A 17,981-nucleotide genomic window follows, 5' to 3' on the forward strand; every position below is an offset into this window, starting at 1 on the left:
TCAGTCTCCCTTCGCGGCCTGGAACAGCTCCGCCCGCGGGTCGTGCCCCGCGGTCGCCTCGCGATAGGACTCCAGCGCTTCCTTCGCCTTGTCGCCGAGGTCCTCGGGGACGAGCACCTCTATGGTGACCAGCAGATCACCGCGGGTGCCGTCCTTACGGGCCGCGCCCTTGCCGCGGGCCCGCATCGTGCGTCCGTTGGGGGTGCCGGCCGGCAGCTTCAGCGTGACCGGCGGGCCGCCCAGCGTCGGCACCTTCACCTCGCCGCCGAGCGCGGCCTCCGGGAAGGTGACCGGCACCGTGACGGTGAGGTTGTCGCCCTTGCGTCCGAAGACCGGGTGGGCGCCGACATGCACGACGACATACAGATCGCCGGCCGGGCCGCCCTGCTCGCCCGGGGCGCCCTTGCCGCGCAGCCGGATGCGCTGCCCGTCGGAGACGCCCGCGGGGATGCGGACCTGCATCGTGCGGGCGCTCGTCGCGCGTCCGCTGCCCTTGCAGACCTCGCAGGGGTCCTGGGCGATCAGGCCCCGGCCCTTGCAGTCGGCGCACGGGTCGGTCAGCGAGAAGCCGCCGCCCGCACCCCGGCTGACCTGGCCGGTGCCGACACAGGTCGGGCAGACCCGAGGAGTACCGTTTTTGTCGCCGGTCCCCGAACACGCCTTGCAGGGCGCCTGGCTGGACATCCGCAGCGGGACCGTGGCCCCGTCGACCGCCTCGGTGAAGCTGAGCGTCACCTCGGACTCGATGTCCTGGCCGCGCCGCGGCTGGGTACGCGTACCCGCGCCGCCGCGGTTGAACAGGCCGCCGAAGACGTCCCCGAGCCCGCCGCCGAAGCCCCCGGCCCCCCCGGCTCCGCCCGAGCCCCCGAAGAGGTCGCCCAGGTCGAAGTTGAAGCTGCCGCCGCCCCCGCCGGGGCCGGGACGGAAGCCGCCGTTGCCGAACAGCGCCCGGGCCTCGTCGTACTCCTTGCGGCGCTTGGCGTCGCCCAGGACGTCGTTGGCCTCGGAGATCTCCTTGAAGCGCTCCTCGGCCTTGGCGTCGCCCTTGTTGGCGTCCGGGTGGTTCTCCCGGGCCAGCTTGCGGTACGCCTTCTTGATCTCCGCTTCGGTGGCGTCCTTGGGGACGCCGAGGACCTTGTAGTAGTCCTTCTCGACGAAGTCCTTGGTGCTCATCCCCGACGTCCCTCCTTTCCTGCGGTTTTCTCGTTGGTCCTCACGTCAGCCCTCGTCCGGGCCACCGCTCTCCTCGTCCGAGGCCTTGGCCTCGTCCTCGGATCCGGACTTGGCGCTCTGCGCGCCCGGCTGCGGCTCGGCGACGGCGACCCGCGCGGGGCGGATCGTTCGCTCACCGATGCGATACCCGGGCTGCAGGATCGCAACGCACGTCGTCTCGGTGACATCCGGCGCGTACGAGTGCATCAGCGCCTCGTGGATCGTCGGGTCGAAGGGCTCGCCCTCCTTGCCGAACTGCTGCAGACCCAGCTTGGCGACCACGGTCTCCAGCGATTCGGCCACCGACTTGAAGCCGCCGACCAGTTCACCGTGCTCGCGGGCGCGGCCGACGTCGTCGAGCACGGGCAGGAGCTCGGACAGGAGGTTCGCCGCGGCGATCTCCTTGACCGTGACCCGGTCCCGCTCCACCCGACGGCGGTAGTTCTGGTACTCCGCCTGGAGCCGCTGGAGGTCCGCCGTGCGCTCGTTGAGCGCGGTACGCACCTGGTCCAGCTGCGCCTGGAGCGCTACGTCCTGTACGTCCCCGGCCGGGGCCGAGCCCGCCTTGTCGGCGGACTCGGCCTCCTGCGCCGCGTCTTCGGGAGCGGCGTCGGAGGGGACGTCAGGCTTCTCTTCGAAACCCGGGGTCTCCTCCGTCACGCGGCACCGTCCTTCTTGGGCTTCTCGTCGTCGACGATCTCGGCGTCCACGACGTCGTCCTCGGCCTTGGGCTGCTCGCCCGCGGCACCGGCCTCGGCACCGGCAGCGCCCTGCGCGGCCTGGGCGTCGGCGTACATGGCCTGGCCGAGCTTCTGGGAGACGGCCGCGACCTTCTCGGTGGCGGTGCGGATCTCCGCGGTGTCCTCGCCCTTGAGCTTCTCCTTCAGCTCGGCGACGGCGGTCTCGACCTCGGTCTTGACCTCACCGGGGACCTTGTCCTCGTTGTCCTTGAGGAACTTCTCGGTCTGGTAGACCAGCTGCTCGCCCTGGTTGCGGGTCTCGGCGGCCTCGCGGCGGCGGTGGTCCTCGTCCGCGTACTGCTCGGCCTCCTGGCGCATCCGGTCGACCTCGTCCTTCGGCAGCGAGGAGCCGCCGGTGACGGTCATCTTCTGCTCCTTGCCCGTGCCCAGGTCCTTCGCGGTCACGTGCATGATGCCGTTGGCGTCGATGTCGAAGGAGACCTCGATCTGCGGGACGCCGCGCGGGGCCGGCGGCAGACCCGTCAGCTCGAACATCCCGAGCTTCTTGTTGTACGCCGCGATCTCGCGCTCGCCCTGGTAGACCTGGATCTGCACGGAGGGCTGGTTGTCCTCGGCGGTGGTGAAGATCTCCGAGCGCTTGGTCGGGATCGTGGTGTTGCGCTCGATGAGCTTGGTCATGATGCCGCCCTTGGTCTCGATACCGAGGGACAGCGGGGTGACGTCCAGCAGCAGGACGTCCTTGACCTCGCCCTTGAGGACACCGGCCTGGAGGGTGGCGCCGATGGCGACGACCTCGTCGGGGTTGACGCCCTTGTTGGCGTCCTTGCCGCCGGTCAGCTCCTTGACCAGCTCGGCGACGGCCGGCATACGGGTCGAGCCACCGACCAGGACCACGTGGTCGATCTCGGACAGCTGGATGCCGGCGTCCTTGATGACGTTGTGGAACGGGGTCTTGCAGCGGTCGAGCAGGTCCGCGGTCAGCTGCTGGAACTGCGAGCGGGTGAGCTTCTCGTCCAGGTGCAGCGGGCCCTCGGCGGAGGCGGTGATGTAGGGAAGGTTGATCGTCGTCTCGGTCGAGGACGACAGCTCGATCTTCGCCTTCTCAGCGGCCTCGCGCAGACGCTGGAGCGCCATCTTGTCCTTGGCCAGGTCGACGCCGTGGCCGTTCTGGAACTGCTTGACCAGGTAGTCGACGACGCGCTGGTCCCAGTCGTCACCACCGAGGTGGTTGTCACCGTTGGTGGCCTTCACCTCGACGACGCCGTCACCGATCTCCAGCAGCGAGACGTCGAAGGTGCCGCCACCGAGGTCGAAGACCAGAATGGTCTGGTCGTCCTTCTCCAGGCCGTAGGCCAGGGCGGCCGCGGTGGGCTCGTTGACGATGCGCAGGACGTTGAGGCCCGCGATCTCACCGGCCTCCTTGGTGGCCTGGCGCTCGGAGTCGTTGAAGTAGGCCGGAACGGTGATGACCGCGTCGACAACCTTCTCGCCCAGGTACGCCTCGGCATCCCGCTTGAGCTTCTGCAGGATGAAGGCGCTCATCTGCTGCGGGTTGAAGTCCTTGCCGTCGATGCCGATCTTCCAGTCGGTGCCCATGTGGCGCTTGACCGACCGGATGGTCCTGTCGACGTTGGTGACCGCCTGGCGCTTCGCGACCTCGCCGACCAGCACCTCGCCGTTCTTGGCGAAGGCGACGACGGACGGCGTGGTCCTGGCGCCCTCGGCGTTGGTGATGACGGTGGGCTCACCGCCCTCGAGAACACTGACGACGGAGTTCGTCGTACCCAGGTCGATGCCGACCGCACGTGCCATTTCGATTCCTCCAGCTGACTTGAGTGGAACAGGCTCAAGAGTGCAACACCGAGAAAAACCTGTCAACAGACCTGAGTCTGCGCCACTCAACTTTTATGTCGCCCTTACCGTCACCCGGCCGCCACCGAAGACGCCGGGCCGCCGCACAGGGTTGCCTTCGCGACACAGATCACCGGCCGGGCGGCTTCATGGCGCCCGGGAGAATGGGTAACCTCAGCCGCAGAACTAAAAAGTTACCGCTTAGTAGTTACCCGCTCAGCTTTCTCAGTCTTCCGCTCTCGCAGGTTCGAGGAGCCCGTCATGCAACTCGCCGCGATCATCGTGTCGCTGGTCCTAATCGCGGTCGGCGTCGCGCTGTTCGGCCGCGCCCTCCTGCAGATCTACCGCTTCATGCGGCTAGGCCAGCCCGTACCCGCCGGCACCCGCACCGACGATCCCACGCAGCGCACCGTCACGGTGGTCAAGGAGTTCCTCGGCCACACCCGGATGAACCGCTGGGGCATCGTCGGCGTGGCGCACTGGTTCGTGGCGGTGGGCTTCTTCTCGCTCCTGCTGACGATCGTCAACGCCATCGGACAGCTCTTCAAGGCCGACTGGCTCCTGCCGATCATCGGTGACTGGGCGCCGTACAACGTCTTCGTCGAGTTCCTCGGCACGATGACGGCGCTCGGCATCCTGACGCTCATCGTGATCCGGCAGCTGAACCGCCCGGACAAGCCGGGCCGCAAGTCCCGCTTCGCGGGCTCCAACATCGGCCAGGCGTACTTCGTCGAGGCCGTGATCCTCATCGTCGGCGTCTGCATCTTCATGCTGCACGCGCTCGAAGGCGCCCAGCACCACGTGGACGGCTACGAGGCCTCGTTCTTCGTCTCGTACCCGGTCGTCTCGTGGCTGGAGGGGATGGACGTCTCCACGCTCCAGAACCTCACCTACTTCTTCGCCGGCCTGAAGATCGCGACCTCCTTCATCTGGATGATCACGGTCGCCCTGAAGACCGACATGGGTGTCGCCTGGCACCGTTTCCTGGCCTTCCCCAACATCTGGTTCAAGCGCGAGGCCTCCGGCGACGTGGCGCTGGGCGCGCTGCCGCCGATGACCAGCCAGGGCAAGCCGATCGACTTCGAGGACCCGGGCGAGGACGACCAGTTCGGCGTCTCGCAGATCGAGCACTTCTCCTGGAAGGGCATCCTCGACTTCTCCACCTGCACCGAGTGCGGCCGCTGCCAGTCGCAGTGCCCCGCCTGGAACACGGGCAAGCCGCTCTCCCCCAAGCTCCTGATCATGTCGCTGCGCGACCACGCGCACGCCAAGGCCCCCTACCTCCTGGCCGGCGGCGGCAAGGACATGGAAGGCACGGAGCAGGCCACCGAGGAGCAGCTCAAGGACGTGCCCGCGTCGGCGCTGGCCGAGGCCGAGCGCCCGCTGATCGGGACGCTGGAGGAGAACGGCGTCATCGACCCGGACGTGCTGTGGTCCTGCACCACCTGCGGTGCGTGCGTCGAGCAGTGCCCGGTCGACATCGAGCACGTCGACCACATCGTCGACATGCGCCGCTACCAGGTCATGATCGAGTCCTCGTTCCCGTCCGAGGCGGGCACGATGCTCAAGAACCTGGAGAAGAAGGGCAACCCCTGGGGCCTGGCCAAGAAGCAGCGCCTCGCCTGGACCAAGGAGGTCGAGTTCGAGGTCCCGGTCGTCGGCAAGGACATCGAGGACCTCACCGAGGTCGACTACCTGTACTGGGTCGGCTGCGCGGGCGCCCTGGAGGACCGGGCGAAGAAGACCACCAAGGCCTTCGCCGAGCTGCTGCACATCGCGGGCGTGAAGTTCGCGATCATGGGCGGCGACGAGGCGTGCACCGGTGACTCGGCCCGCCGCCTGGGCAACGAGTTCCTCTTCCAGCAGCTCGGCCAGCAGAACGTCGAGATGCTGAACACGGCCTTCGGCGAGGACTCCGAGGACGAGTCGACGAAGAAGCCGAAGTCCAAGAAGAAGATCGTCGCCACCTGCCCGCACTGCTTCAACACCATCGCGAACGAGTACCCCCAGCTGGGCGGCGAGTTCGAGGTCATCCACCACACGCAGCTGCTGCAGCACCTCATCGACGAGGGCAAGCTCATCCCCGTCACCCCGGTCGAGGGGCTCATCACCTACCACGACCCCTGCTACCTGGGCCGCCACAACAAGGTCTACACCCCGCCGCGCGAGATCATCGCCAAGGTGCCGGGCCTGCGGAACGAGGAGATGCACCGCCACAAGGAGCGCGGCTTCTGCTGCGGCGCCGGTGGTGCCCGCATGTGGATGGAGGAGCGCATCGGCAAGCGCATCAACAACGAGCGTGTCGACGAGGCCCTCTCGCTCAACCCCGACATCGTCTCGACGGCCTGCCCCTTCTGCCTCGTGATGCTGACCGACTCGGTCAACGGCAAGAAGAACGACGGCAAGGCGAAGGAGTCGATCCAGGTCGTCGACGTCGCCCAGCTGCTGCTGGACTCCGTCAAGACCCCCATCGATCCGGCGGGTGACGAGGAGTCGGAGACGGCTCCGGAGCCCGAGCCGGTGAAGTAGCGGCGTCCGTAGGAGCGTTGACCGACGGCCGGTCCCCCAGAGGTACGGGGGGGCCGGCCGTCGGCGTGTTCCGGGAGTCCGCCGCACCGGCATCGGCAGCCGCCCGGTGACCGCCGGCCCCCGGGTCCCGGCGCCGCCCCCTCCGGGCTCCCCCTAGGGGATGTCACAGCTCCGCAGCAAACCCCGGCCCTGAGCCCGGCTCGGCCACCTGTTCCGCGCGGACCAGGTACTTTCGAAGGCGTGGCTGGATTCAGGATGGGTCGCGGACGGGATGCCCGCCCCGCGCAGAACGGACAGCAGGGGCAGCAGGCCCCGTACGGACAGCAAGGACCGTACGGGCAGCAGCCGCCCCCACCACCGCATGGGCAGTGGCAGCAGGCGCCGCAGCAGTACGGCGGCGGCCCGCAGGGACGGCCGCAGCCGCAGGGGCAGTACGGCGAGCCGGAGTACTTCGGCGACGGCGGCTACGAGCCCCAGCAGCAGTCCTACGCGCCGTACGCCCAGGACAACAACCCGGGTGCCACCCGGCAGTTCAGCATCGGTGAGGCGCCGGACTACGGCGACCACCCCGACCAGTACGGCGACGGCGACTACGCGGCCGGCGGCACCTACCGCGCCGGCCAGACCTCCGCGCCGCCCGCCGGCCCCCGGCTGCACTGGAAGCAGCTGCTGCCCGGCATCGTGCTGCGCCCCGACGCCACGTTCTGGCAGATGCGGGACCACCAGGTCTGGGCCCCGGCGCTGATCGTCACCTTCGTCTACGGCCTGCTGGCGGTCTTCGGCTTCGACAAGGCCCGCGAGGACGTGCTCAACGCCACGCTCTCCAACAGCATCCCCTGGGTGCTGATCACGGCTGTGATGTTCATCATCGGCAGCCTGATCCTGGGCGCGGTCACCCACACCATGGCCCGCCAGCTCGGCGGCGACGGCGCCTGGCAGCCGACCATCGGCCTGTCCATGCTGATCATGACGATCCCGGACGCGCCCCGCCTGCTGTTCGCGATGTTCCTCGGCGGCGACTCCACCCTGGTCCAGGTCCTGGGCTGGCTGACCTGGCTCGCGACCGGCTATCTGCTGACGTCGATGGTCAGCAGGTCCCACGACCTGCCGTGGCCCAAGGCCCTGGGCGCCGCCGCGATCCAGCTGGTGGCGCTGCTGGCCCTGGTCAAGCTCGGCACGCTGTAGGCCCGACCCGGCCACGAAAGGGGCCCGCCCGGAGCACACGGCTCCGGGCGGGCCCCTTCGACGTACCGGGCGCCCCACGGACGGGCCGCCCGAGCCGCCCGCCTCGCCGGGCGACGGGCGCCCCGCCTCACCGGACCGGCCTCAGGCGAACCGCTGCCCCGCCGACCCGTCGCAGGCCCGCAGTCTGAGCGGCTCCTTCGCCCCGTCCAGCGTCAGGCACAGCGACGAGGCGGCGGCCGGCCGGATCGACCCGCCGTCCGCCCGCACGAACCGCTGGTTCGCCGCCCCCGAGCAGTTCCACAGCACCAGCCCGGCGCCGGCCTCGTAGCGCGCGCCCGGCACGTCCAGGCACCGGTCCTGGGTCAGCCCCACGTGCACCGACCCCTGCCCGCCGTCGTACCACCAGTCCTGATGGCGCTGCCCGTTGCAGTCCCAGCCGACGACCGCCGTGCCGTTGCGGCTGGCGCCGCCCGTCGCGTCCACACAGCTGCCGGTGCCGGCGTTCTTCAGCGGCCGGTACGCGTCGTCCCAGGCCCCCGCGTACAGCTTCGGCCGCCCGGTACTGGCCACGTCCGCGCAGGACGCCTCCCGCAGCCCCGGCGCCGCGTACAGCTGGGTCAGACACGAGGCGAACGCGCCGTGCCCGCGCGCGTTGGGGTGGAAGGACTGCCGCACCGAATTCGCGTTCGGCGGGAAGGGGTTGGAGAGGTTCACATACAGCCCGCGGGCCCAGGTCTCCTCCATGCACACCTCGTGCCCGTGGAAGAGCCGCGAGGCGTCGAGGTAGGTCGCCCCCGAGTCCCGTGCGGCCTTGCGCACGCCCCGCTCGAAGGCCGGCACCGCGGCGTTGCGGCCCCACGCCGCGTCGGAGGTGTAGCCGGTGCAGCCGCCCGGCAACTTCCCCGGGTAGTGGGGGTTGTCCTCCATGTCCGGCCCGATCGGGCTCGGATACGACATCACCACGAGCCGGTAGTCGCCGTCCGCGTACCCGGCGTCGCGCATCACGGTCCGCAGATCGCCGACCGTCCGCTCGACCTTCGGCACCAGTCCGTCCACCCGCGCCTGCCAGCCCGGCTGGTACTTCGGCTCACAGGTGCCCTGCAGCAGGAACCAGCGCTCCACGCAGTCCGTCATCACCGGCCCGAACTGCAGATCGTCGTTGGCCCCGGCCACCAGCAGCACCATCTTCAGCCGGGTGTTGCGGGCCGCGACGGCCAGACTGTCGCTCTGCACCAGCTCGTCGGCGTACTGCTTGCTCCCGCCGATCACGATGTTGCCGCTGTACGCGCCCGAGCACGCGACGTTGTACGTCACGTCCGCCGCGATCCCGGTCCGGTGGATCGCCGAGTCCGGCGACCGGTGGCACCAGTTGTCGGGCCCGTCGGTCCCCGGCTCGTACGTCCCGACGCCCTCCCCCGAGATCTCGCTGTCCCCCAGCGAGATCAACGAGGTCTTCCGCTCCCCTACGGGCCACTCGGCCGGGTCGCCGTAGAGCTGGACGGCCTGCTGCGCCCGGATCGCCTCCAGGGCGGGCGGCAGCGGTGTGGCGCCGGACGCCCGGGGCGCGGCGGCGCTCGCCCCGCCCGCCGCCCCGGTGAACGCCACCGTCAAGGCCGCGGTCACGACCGCGAGCCCAGCCCTCACCCGCCGCCTACGTCTCGCACGCACCACGGGGCCTCCCCTCCGGTTCCGCGGGTCAGCCGTTTCCTCTGCACCCGCTGTTACCGCCGGTATTTACTCGCAGGTAAGCAACTGCGGAACGCCCGGCACGGGATTGGCCGAAACCCGCGCACGCACACGCGAAAGGGAGCCGGCCCACAGCCGACTCCCTTACCCCGAAGGACGATCAGCGCCCCACTCGCCCCTCCACTCACACGTAGAGGAACTCCCCCCCACACGTCGAGGACCGCCCCCCCACACGTCGAGGCCCCTCCCCTCGCCCGTCGAGGGCCCTCCCTCACGCCGCACCACCAGGCCCCCCGCGATCGGCGGCGCCCCCTGCCATAAGGTCTGTCCATGCCCACCACGAGTGATGTGCGGCCCACCGTCGCGGGCCGCGCCGCCGGCGTCGTCGGCCTGCTGATAGCCCTCACCATCTGCGGCGTGTCCCTGTCCCAGGCCGCCGCCGCGACCGGACTCGCGGGCACCGGCGGCAAGCTGACCGTCAGCCAGTGCCACAAGGGCCGAGGCATACGGCACTGCTACGGCACCTTCCGCCCGGCCGAGGCCGACGGCCGTACCGGCCTGCCGAGCGATCCGCACGCGCGGGTGAACACCCGGGAGGCCGACCCCGGCGACACGATCGAGGTCCGCAAGGGCATCGGCGGCTACGTCGTCGCCGGCACGGACTCGGCCTGGATCCTCGTCGCCTTCGCCTTCCTGGGCCTGCTGATCGGCTCGGCGGCGCTCCCCGTGGCGGCGAGCGGCGTCCTTCCGCGCAGGGGCACGTCGGGTCAGGACCTCTTCACGGCGGTACGCGGCACCCGGATCGCCTGGTTCGCCAAGCGCCTGGCGCTCACGTCCCTCGCCGGAATCGCCGTCTCCGCCTACCTGGCCTGGCTGTTGTGACCCTCCGCGGACACCTCAGGCGTCGAGGATCTGCCCCTCACGGCGCACCACCGGCGGCTCGACGCTCCACGGGAAGTTGATCCAGTCGTCGGTGCGCTTCCACACGTACTCGCACTTCACCAGCGAGTGCGACTTCTCATAGATCACCGCGCTGCGGACCTCGGCCACGGTCTCCAGGCAGAAGTCGCGCACCAGCTTCAGCGTCTTGCCGGTGTCCGCGACGTCATCGGCGATCAGCACCTTCTTCTCGCTGAAATCGATCGCGTTCGGCACCGGCGCCAGCATGACCGGCATCTCCAGGGTGGTCCCCACCCCGGTGTAGAACTCGACATTCACCAGGTGGATGTTCTTGCAGTCCAGCGCGTACGCCAGGCCCCCGGCGACGAAGACCCCGCCCCGGGCGATCGACAGCACGACATCGGGCTCGTACCCGTCGTCGGCGACCATCTGCGCCAGCTCACGGATCGCGCCGCCGAAGCGCTCGTACGTCAGGTTCTCCCGCACGTCACTCACGTATCTCTCTCAGACCTTCTGTGTCCCTGTGCCCACGCGCTCCGGCGCCCGCTGTGCGCCTGCGCCTGCCTCACACGTGCGTACGGTGGAAATTCCGGAACGAACGGGACGGCGTCGGACCGCGCTGCCCCTGGTATCGCGAGCCGTACCGCTCGCTGCCGTACGGGTGCTCGGCCGGCGAGCTCAGCCGGAACATGCACAGCTGCCCGATCTTCATGCCCGGCCACAGCTTGATCGGCAGCGTGGCGACATTGCTCAGCTCGAGCGTCACATGCCCGCTGAAGCCCGGGTCGATGAATCCGGCGGTCGAGTGCGTCAGCAGCCCCAGCCGCCCCAGCGAGCTCTTTCCCTCCAGCCGGGAAGCAAGATCATCCGGCAGCGAGATGACCTCGTACGTCGAGGCCAGCACGAACTCGCCCGGATGCAGAATGAACGCCTCGTCCCCCTCCGGAACGACCTCACGGGTCAGATCGGACTGCTCGACGGCGGGGTCGATGTGCGGATAGCGGTGATTCTCGAACACCCGGAAGTACCGGTCGAGGCGCACGTCAATACTGGACGGCTGCACCATCGACTCGTCATAGGGGTCGATGCGCACCCGACCAGCGTCGATCTCGGCCCGGATGTCCTTGTCTGAGAGAAGCACGCACACGAGGATACGCGCCCGCACCACCCCCACCGCACGACGAGGGCCCGGCTCCCACCAGGGAACCGGGCCCACCCATCCGTCTTCGGACCCCTCCGGATCCTTGTCGATCTCTCTTGGCCTCTGCCGGCTGCTGCGTTCCGGCTCCTCGCCGTTACCGCTTCACCGCCGCGGCCCCCCTACTGCCGCTCTCGGCCGTTCGCTCCGCGCCGCTCACCTACCGCTGCGCGGCTTCTTCCCCGGCACTGCGTCTTACCGCTTGACGTGCTCCACGGGCACCGAATGCCGCAGCCGAGCACAGCGCGGGCAGCGCAACAGCCGTCCGGGACCGAGCCGGTCGGTGGTCTGCATGGGGAACGAAGCGGTGCTGAACACGTGGCCCTCGGCACAACGTACGACGGTGCGCTCCATCAAGTCCCTCTCCCAACTGCGTGGACAACAAAAGCCACATTAGGGGATGAACTGGGTGCTACCGCACGCGGCACTCCGACGCCCAACCGTACGCCTCAACTCCCGCCCCCCGCACCCGCATCCCACCCACGGGCCGCACTCCGCCCCCACCTTCACCAGGCACCCCGCAGCCCCCACCCGGACATGCCAACACCCCCCACCCGGACATGCCAAATGCACCGCCCGGCGGCGATGAGGTAGAGTGTGCGACGATGTTCCGCACTCGATCCGAGGCGGGATTACGCGGGTGTAGTTTAATGGTAGAACATGAGCTTCCCAAGCTCAGAGCGCGGGTTCGATTCCCGTCACCCGCTCCATAGTTGAGGCCCAGGTCGGCGACCTGGGCCTTGTTCATCGTCTGGACCAGTTCAGGCGTCGCGCACCAGATTCGCGCGAGAAGGCTTCTGATCAGCCTTCTCGCGGTTGGCCCGCACAAGGCCGTCCAGCCCCGCTCGCGACTTCCTGTTGCCGCTCAAGATCCGAGTGCTGCTAGATCAGCGCGGCCTTCTCCGACGACCTACCGGCGCGGACCATCGTGTCCTTGAGCGTCGCTCCGGACCGGTGTCGCCAGGGTGCGACCGGTGTGACGAAGGCCGTAGAAACGGAAGCTCTCCGGTATGCCGACGAGCGTGCGGGCCCTGCGCCATTTCCGCCGAAGGCGGACCGCCGGAACGGCTTGCCCTTCTCCCCCACGAACAACAGCCCGGCCGGCCCCTGCTCCGCGTACCGGTCGAGGTGACGTCGGAGGTCGGCCCGGAGGAAGGCCGGCAGGGCCACAGGACCCCGCTACCGCGGGAGTTGGGACCGGATGGCCTTGCCGGGGGCGGGGGTGATGGTCAGGTGGCTGGGGAGGTAGCGGATCATGTGCCAGCCGAATCCACCGCTGCCGCCGTTGAGATCAGGTGTGCGGTCGCGGGGCGCCGCTGAGCTGAGGTTGTCGACCGCAGCGATCAGCGTGTCCGGGCCGGCAAAAAGTTGGAGGGTGTACCGGCCACCGCCGTGGCGCAGTGCGTTGGTGGCGAGTTCGGAGACCAGCAGGAGAACGGTGTCCGCGCGCTCGGGATCCGGTGCTGGGGTGAGGTTGCCAGTGAACGCGCGGGTCACCTCGCTGGCCCGATGATGCTGTCCGGGCTTTCGCCCCGCACCACGGTCGGGACGGGATGAGGGGCTGGTGATCTTCATGCCGTTCATGCGCGTACACCCCGCCTGTTATCTGTTGCGCCCTTCTCCCTGGGCAGGCAGTGTGCCCGCCCCTCGGTTCCCACACCCCGGCAACGCGCTTCCTGTTGCAGTTTCCATCAGACGTGGACGGTAGAAGCTCGGTCATCACCTTCAGAGAAAATCTGTCATGGCGGCAGTAGACATGCGCCCCACCGGGGGTTAGGCTTTTTGTTGTAGCCAAGAGATCGAAAGGCACGGCAGAGGTCGAACTGCCGTGCATGCAGCACCAGAAGAGGCACGGCAGCGGAGTCGCGGGGCCGAAAGGTATGCAGATGGGCCCCGCGACTGGCTGCCGGGCCGGGCGGCCCCCGGGGTCGCAAGCAGAACCGCAGGATCCGCATGAGCAAGCAGGTCAGCAGAAGGAAGAGAAGGAGGCAGACACCATCAGGATCGCCCGGGCGAGGAAGTGAGCCGCTCGGGTACCGCAGGCCCCAGATTGGAAGGTGGTCCCCGGTCACGCATCCGCGATCCCCGCACTTCCCGCCCTCTCCCGGGCGACGGTGCGGAAACAGAAGGCCGGCACCGCAGTAAGCCGGCAGATGGTGTTCTAATCCCTCGGGGCCCTGGTGTGTGTTCGACACCAGGGCCCCACGACGCGTTCCCCGATCAGAGGTGCAAATGACCGCAGAAAACTCTCACGACCGTCTCAACGACGAGGACTACCCCGCCTACACCATGGGGCGAGCCGCCGAAATGCTCGACACCACCCCCACCTTCCTGCGGGCCCTCGGTGAGGCCAAGCTGATCACGCCTTTGCGTTCCGAGGGTGGCCACCGCCGCTACTCCCGCTACCAGCTGCGTATCGCCGCACGCGCCCGCGAACTCGTCGACCAGGGAACCCCCGTCGACGCCGCCTGCCGCATCATCATGCTCGAAGACCAGCTCGACGAAGCTCGGCGCATCAACGAAGAATTGCGCACTTCACCCTCCGAGCCCCGCCTCAAGACCGACGGCTGAACTCCGTTCCCGCGCCCGCGCACGGCCGCCGCCTCGGGGACGTTCAGTCGGCCTCGGCCAGGACAGCGTCACAGCTGCCCCACAGCAGCCACGCAGACGAGCTCCGTCGATATCGTCGCCGGAGCTCTTCGCCGTCAACCTGACGCCCACCGGGCTGAGCACCGCGGTCGAGACGTCCCCTGATCTCGCGGCAGCGTCCGAGGCTCCGCGCCTCTGATTCATCGGGGCCGGGCGGGCCATCGGGACATGGACGGCCCACGAGCCAGCACACCGCTGTGGTCAGCAGGCGGCGAGGGAGATGGCGATGTGGTGCGCGGTGAAGCCTGCCACAGTCAGGACGTGGAAGACCTCGTGGAAGCCGAACCAGCGAGGTCGAGGGGACAGGGCGCTGGAGGGCGTAGACCACAGCGCCCACGCTGTAGAGGAGACCGCCGGTCACGATCAGGGTGAGTACGGCCGCTCCGCCGGTGTGCGGGAAGTCAGGCAGGTAACGCACCGGTGCCCAGCCCAGGGCCAGGTAGCAGGGGTGTACAGCCAGCGGGGAGCTCCGACCCGGAGGACGCGGAAGGCGATGCCGACCAGCGCCCCGGTCCACACGACCCGCAGCAGGACGGGCCGCTGAGCCGAAGGGAGGAGGAGCACGGCCAGGGGTGCACAGGTGCCGGCGACGACGAGGAAAATATTGGCGTGGTCGAGACGGCGCAGAACGGCCTCGCCGAGCGAGCCCCAAGTACCGCGGTGGTAGACGGCGCTCGTCCCGAACAGAGCAAGGCGGTGACGGCGTACACAGTGCAGGCGGCAGGGTGGAGTCGGAGCAGAGCAGTCAGTTGTCGCTCACCGTGATCGTCCAGGGCGCAGTCATCACCGGACGGCTGGACCCCGAGGCGGTGGCGGCAGGCGGATTCAGTGCCCACAGCGGTCCGGTCAGGCCCGGGCCAAGTGCCCCAGCAAGGCCGACGCCCTCTCCAGTGGTGTGAGACCGGTCGGTGGCACGAGCGCGGCAGCCGGGCGGCACACGAAGCCGAGGCGGCTCAGGGCTCGGGTCACTTCACCGGCGGAGAAGTCACGGCGGTCCTGCCGGGTGATGATCTCCCCGACCTGCTTGACGGGGTAATGGCGGCGACCGATGAGCACGGACTCACCCGTGACAGGTTCGGGTTTGATGCCCTTCATCGCCTCCTGCACCTCGGGCTTGAGCAGGTCGAAGGGGAAGCGGGCGATGACGACGCGCATAGTGCCTCTACAAGGTCGAAGAGAAGCCGGAAACGGATCGCCGGCCCGGGCGGAGAGGGATCAACGGGTGAGGAAGACGATGCCCAGGGCGTGCCCGTCCTCACCGATCACGGGTGAGGCCCGCAGTGCGCGTTGGCGCATGGCGCGTTCCGCGTCGTGTACAGACATCACGGGCGAAGTGAAGGGCCCACGGTCGTAGGCGAGGTCCCGCAACCGGGTCTCCTCGGTGTACCAGGAGCCTTGATGGTGGGCTGTCATCTGGGAACGGGTGATCAGGCCCGTACACCGCCCGTCCTCGTCACGGACGAGAAGATGATCGGCACGGGCCCCGATGAGGATGGACAGGGCCAGGTCGACGATCATGTCGTCGCCGACCTGTGGTCCCGGCGACGACATGACGTCGCCGACTGCCTGGCCGGAGCTGTCTGCCTGGGGGTAGCTCTGAAGCATCAACGAAAGCCTCCGTGACGAGAGTGATCCGACGAGCTGAGCGTGATCGTCCGGGACCGGCCTTAGGCGGCCGGGGCCGAGGAGGTCTGCCGCGGAATCGGTGTCGCGGTCCGGGATGATCCGGCGGCACGGCGGGCCGGGGCGGGGCGGCTGCGGCGGCCACGCGTGGAAGAGCCGCTGCGCTTGGCGCGTTCGACGACTGGTGCGGCGATGGTGACCGGGATGCCGGAGGGTGCCTGGGCGCCGGTGATGCGGCTCAGTTCGGCCTCGCCGGAGCGGACCTGGGTGGACTGCGGGGTGATGCCCGCGTCCGCCATCAGGCGATTCATGGTGCGGCGCTGGTTGGGCAGGACGAGGGTGACGACGCTGCCGGACTCGCCGGCACGGGCGGTGCGTCCCCCGCGGTGCAGGTAGTCCTTGTGATCGCTCGGCGGGTCGACGTTGACGACGAGGTCGAGGTTGTCGACGTGGATGCCGCGGGCGGCGACGTTGGTGGCCACCAGGACGGTGACATGGCCGGTCTTGAACTGGGCCAGGGTGCGTGTGCGTTGGGGCTGGGACTTGCCACCGTGCAGGGCCGCGGCGCGCACGCCGCTGTTCAGCAGGTGTTTGGTGAGGCTGTCGACCGCGTGCTTGGTGTCCAGGAACATGATCGACCGACCTTCGCGGGCCGCGATCTCGGTGGTGGTGGCGTGCTTGTCGGCACCGTGGACGTGCAGCACGTGGTGCTCCATCGTGGTCACGGCACCCGCCGAGGGATCGACGGAGTGGACCACCGGGTCGGTGAGGTAGCGGCGGACCAGGAGGTCGACGTTGCGGTCCAGGGTGGCCGAGAAAAGCATGCGCTGCCCCTCGGGCCGGACCTGGTCGAGCAGGGCGGTGACCTGAGGCATGAAGCCCATGTCGGCCATCTGGTCGGCCTCGTCCAGCACGGTGATGGCGACCTGGTTGAGGCGGCAGTCGCCGCGCTCGATGAGGTCCTTGAGCCGTCCCGGCGTGGCGACGACCACTTCGACGCCGCCGCGCAGTGCGCTGGACTGGCGGCCGATCGACATCCCACCGACGACGGTGGCCATCCGCAGCTTCAGCGATCGGGCGTAGGGGGTGAGTGCGTCGGTGACCTGCTGCGCCAGCTCCCGGGTGGGGACCAGGGCCAGGGCCAGCGGCTGGCGGGGCTCGGCGCGCTGTCCGGCGGTGCGGGCCAGCAGGGCCAGACCGAAGGCCAGCGTCTTGCCCGATCCGGTACGTCCGCGGCCGAGAACATCGCGTCCGGCCAGCGAGTTCGGCAGCGTGGCGGCCTGGATGGGGAACGGGGCGGACATGCCTTCCACGCTGAGGGCCGCCAGCAGCGCCGCCGGCATGTCCAGCTCGGCGAAAGTTTCGGCCGGGGGCAGGGCGGGAGTGTGGGTGACGGGCAGGGCGAACTCTCCCTGCAGTGTCGCGGGACGCCGTCCGGGGCCCCCGGAACGGCCCGTGCCCGAGCGGTTCGGCCCACCGGAGCGGTAGCCGCCGCGGCCTGAGCCGGACGAGCTGGCAGAGCGGGAGTAGCGGTCATTCGTGCGAGCTGTGCGGTTCAAGGCGAACCTTCCTCGATGCGGTACGTTGAGGAATTCCCGGCAGCGATGAGCCGCACACAAAGAATCGCAAGAACGAACCGATGAATTGAGATGAAACGAAGCGGGTCGGAAACATGTCGACCCTGCACGCCGAAGCGGGAACGGCAACGTCGCAAAAGAAGAGCGAAACAGTTGCCGGATCTTGAATCCGGGCGGATTGCCCGCCGTGTCATAGCGGCCGGGAAGTCGAACTGGCTGCCCGCACGCCGCGTGTGCGGCCGTTGCGGGGCACACGGGCAACACCGAAAAGCAACGAGCTGGGGCCCGCACCCAAGGTGCGGGCCCCAGCTACGGTGTACGCGTCAGCGTCAGGCGGGAACGATGTTCTCGGCCTGCGGGCCCTTCTGGCCCTGCGTGACGTCGAAGTTCACCTTCTGGCCTTCCTGCAGCTCGCGGAAGCCCTGGGCAGCGATGTTCGAGTAGTGGGCGAAGACGTCGGCGCCGCCACCCTCCTGCTCGATGAAGCCGAAACCCTTTTCCGCGTTGAACCACTTCACGGTGCCAGTAGCCATGTGATATCTCCTTCGGGGCAGTGCCCGGAGCCCACACTGTGCGGACTCCGTGTCGCTGCGTTGATTGCCCGTCCGGAAACAAACACCGGAAATACGAAAGCGCTCCGCCATGTACGACAGCGAGCACGCTTGAAGTCTTGGGAACCACAACTGCAACTGAGATCGACGGTAGCACGGTACTGGCGGCCGTGCGCGGCACATGGTCCCGACGCTTTCGAGAGGGTAAAAAACAACTACCGTCCCCGTGGTCATTTCTGCAGTTGCGGCATGAGATATTCAGCACCGGCGCTCTCCTCTATTCGACTGGAAGTGCGCCGCCCTCCTCGGCCACCGCCCA

At 68.9% G+C, this 17,981-nt stretch carries 15 protein-coding genes, 1 tRNA gene and 2 pseudogenes; 5 read left to right on the forward strand and 13 right to left on the reverse strand.

Translation table 11 applies throughout. From position 1 onward, the window contains the following. The 3 genes from dnaJ to dnaK are packed head-to-tail and all read right to left on the reverse strand — an operon-like array spanning position 1 to position 3,725. The gene (dnaJ, locus tag ACFWZH_RS00240) at positions 1-1,173 is read right to left on the reverse strand and encodes a molecular chaperone DnaJ (RefSeq protein ID WP_384424017.1); all 1,173 of its coding nucleotides are present in this window, start codon (positions 1,171-1,173) and stop codon (positions 1-3) included. Between the two features lie 45 nt (positions 1,174-1,218). Then, positions 1,219-1,872, reverse strand: coding sequence for a nucleotide exchange factor GrpE (gene grpE / locus ACFWZH_RS00245; protein ID WP_384424018.1), 654 nt, complete (start codon positions 1,870-1,872; stop codon positions 1,219-1,221). Beyond that, positions 1,869-3,725 (reverse strand): molecular chaperone DnaK, encoded by a 1,857-nt coding sequence (gene dnaK / locus ACFWZH_RS00250; protein ID WP_384424019.1) that lies wholly within the window; start codon positions 3,723-3,725, stop codon positions 1,869-1,871. The genes grpE and dnaK overlap by 4 nt, the downstream gene beginning before the upstream one ends. Before the next feature lie 300 nt (positions 3,726-4,025). On the opposite strand from dnaK, the gene ACFWZH_RS00255 reads away from it, so the two are divergent. Both ACFWZH_RS00255 and ACFWZH_RS00260 read left to right on the forward strand, forming a co-directional pair. Beyond that, entirely contained in the window at positions 4,026-6,293 is a 2,268-nt protein-coding gene (locus ACFWZH_RS00255; RefSeq protein WP_384424020.1) for a (Fe-S)-binding protein, read from the forward strand. A gap of 255 nt (positions 6,294-6,548) precedes the next feature. Then, complete coding sequence (locus tag ACFWZH_RS00260; protein ID WP_384424585.1) at positions 6,549-7,478, forward strand: Yip1 family protein; 930 nt, start codon at positions 6,549-6,551, stop codon at positions 7,476-7,478. Between the two features lie 141 nt (positions 7,479-7,619). On the opposite strand, the gene ACFWZH_RS00265 is transcribed toward ACFWZH_RS00260, so the two are convergent. Further along, complete coding sequence (locus tag ACFWZH_RS00265) at positions 7,620-9,101, reverse strand: ricin-type beta-trefoil lectin domain protein (protein WP_384424021.1); 1,482 nt, start codon at positions 9,099-9,101, stop codon at positions 7,620-7,622. A gap of 393 nt (positions 9,102-9,494) precedes the next feature. Here ACFWZH_RS00265 and ACFWZH_RS00270 point away from each other — a divergent pair, with 393 nt between their 5' ends. Continuing rightward, the gene (locus ACFWZH_RS00270; protein WP_384424022.1) at positions 9,495-10,046 is read left to right on the forward strand and encodes a hypothetical protein; all 552 of its coding nucleotides are present in this window, start codon (positions 9,495-9,497) and stop codon (positions 10,044-10,046) included. A 15-nt stretch (positions 10,047-10,061) separates the two neighbouring features. On the opposite strand, the gene ACFWZH_RS00275 is transcribed toward ACFWZH_RS00270, so the two are convergent. Together ACFWZH_RS00275 and dcd are read right to left on the reverse strand one after the other, a co-directional pair. Further along, on the reverse strand, positions 10,062-10,550 hold the full coding sequence (locus ACFWZH_RS00275) for a phosphoribosyltransferase (protein ID WP_384424587.1): 489 nt from the start codon (positions 10,548-10,550) through the stop codon (positions 10,062-10,064). A 79-nt stretch (positions 10,551-10,629) separates the two neighbouring features. Then, the gene (gene dcd, locus ACFWZH_RS00280; protein WP_384424023.1) at positions 10,630-11,205 is read right to left on the reverse strand and encodes a dCTP deaminase; all 576 of its coding nucleotides are present in this window, start codon (positions 11,203-11,205) and stop codon (positions 10,630-10,632) included. Between the two features lie 693 nt (positions 11,206-11,898). Here dcd and ACFWZH_RS00285 point away from each other — a divergent pair. Continuing rightward, positions 11,899-11,972 (forward strand) — tRNA-Gly (locus ACFWZH_RS00285). Positions 11,973-12,023: 51 nt separating this feature from the next. Here ACFWZH_RS00285 and ACFWZH_RS00290 read toward each other — a convergent pair. Then, positions 12,024-12,432: pseudogene (locus tag ACFWZH_RS00290) on the reverse strand (site-specific integrase); the annotation flags it as partial. 9 nt (positions 12,433-12,441) lie between these two features. Continuing rightward, positions 12,442-12,846 (reverse strand): ATP-binding protein, encoded by a 405-nt coding sequence (locus tag ACFWZH_RS00295; protein WP_384424024.1) that lies wholly within the window; start codon positions 12,844-12,846, stop codon positions 12,442-12,444. A 648-nt stretch (positions 12,847-13,494) separates the two neighbouring features. Here ACFWZH_RS00295 and ACFWZH_RS00300 point away from each other — a divergent pair. Next, the gene (locus tag ACFWZH_RS00300) at positions 13,495-13,833 is read left to right on the forward strand and encodes a MerR family transcriptional regulator (RefSeq protein WP_384424025.1); all 339 of its coding nucleotides are present in this window, start codon (positions 13,495-13,497) and stop codon (positions 13,831-13,833) included. 279 nt (positions 13,834-14,112) lie between these two features. Here ACFWZH_RS00300 and ACFWZH_RS00305 read toward each other — a convergent pair. The 5 genes and pseudogenes from ACFWZH_RS00305 to ACFWZH_RS00325 form a co-directional block, all read right to left on the reverse strand. Beyond that, positions 14,113-14,630: pseudogene (locus ACFWZH_RS00305) on the reverse strand (hemolysin III family protein); the annotation flags it as partial. A gap of 127 nt (positions 14,631-14,757) precedes the next feature. Beyond that, positions 14,758-15,066: an SCO5918 family protein gene (locus ACFWZH_RS00310; protein WP_384424026.1), complete on the reverse strand. Its 309-nt coding sequence runs from the start codon at positions 15,064-15,066 to the stop codon at positions 14,758-14,760. Positions 15,067-15,126: 60 nt separating this feature from the next. Next, a complete protein-coding gene (locus tag ACFWZH_RS00315) occupies positions 15,127-15,516 on the reverse strand; it encodes a CBS domain-containing protein (protein WP_384424027.1) in 390 nt (129 codons plus the stop codon). Positions 15,517-15,578: 62 nt separating this feature from the next. Next, complete coding sequence (locus ACFWZH_RS00320; protein ID WP_384424028.1) at positions 15,579-17,093, reverse strand: DEAD/DEAH box helicase; 1,515 nt, start codon at positions 17,091-17,093, stop codon at positions 15,579-15,581. A gap of 347 nt (positions 17,094-17,440) precedes the next feature. After that, on the reverse strand, positions 17,441-17,644 hold the full coding sequence (locus ACFWZH_RS00325) for a cold-shock protein (protein WP_006604711.1): 204 nt from the start codon (positions 17,642-17,644) through the stop codon (positions 17,441-17,443). Positions 17,645-17,981 lie beyond the last annotated feature (337 nt).

The sequence above is a fragment of the Streptomyces sp. NPDC059008 genome, assembly GCF_042749045.1.
Lineage (GTDB): Bacteria > Actinomycetota > Actinomycetes > Streptomycetales > Streptomycetaceae > Streptomyces.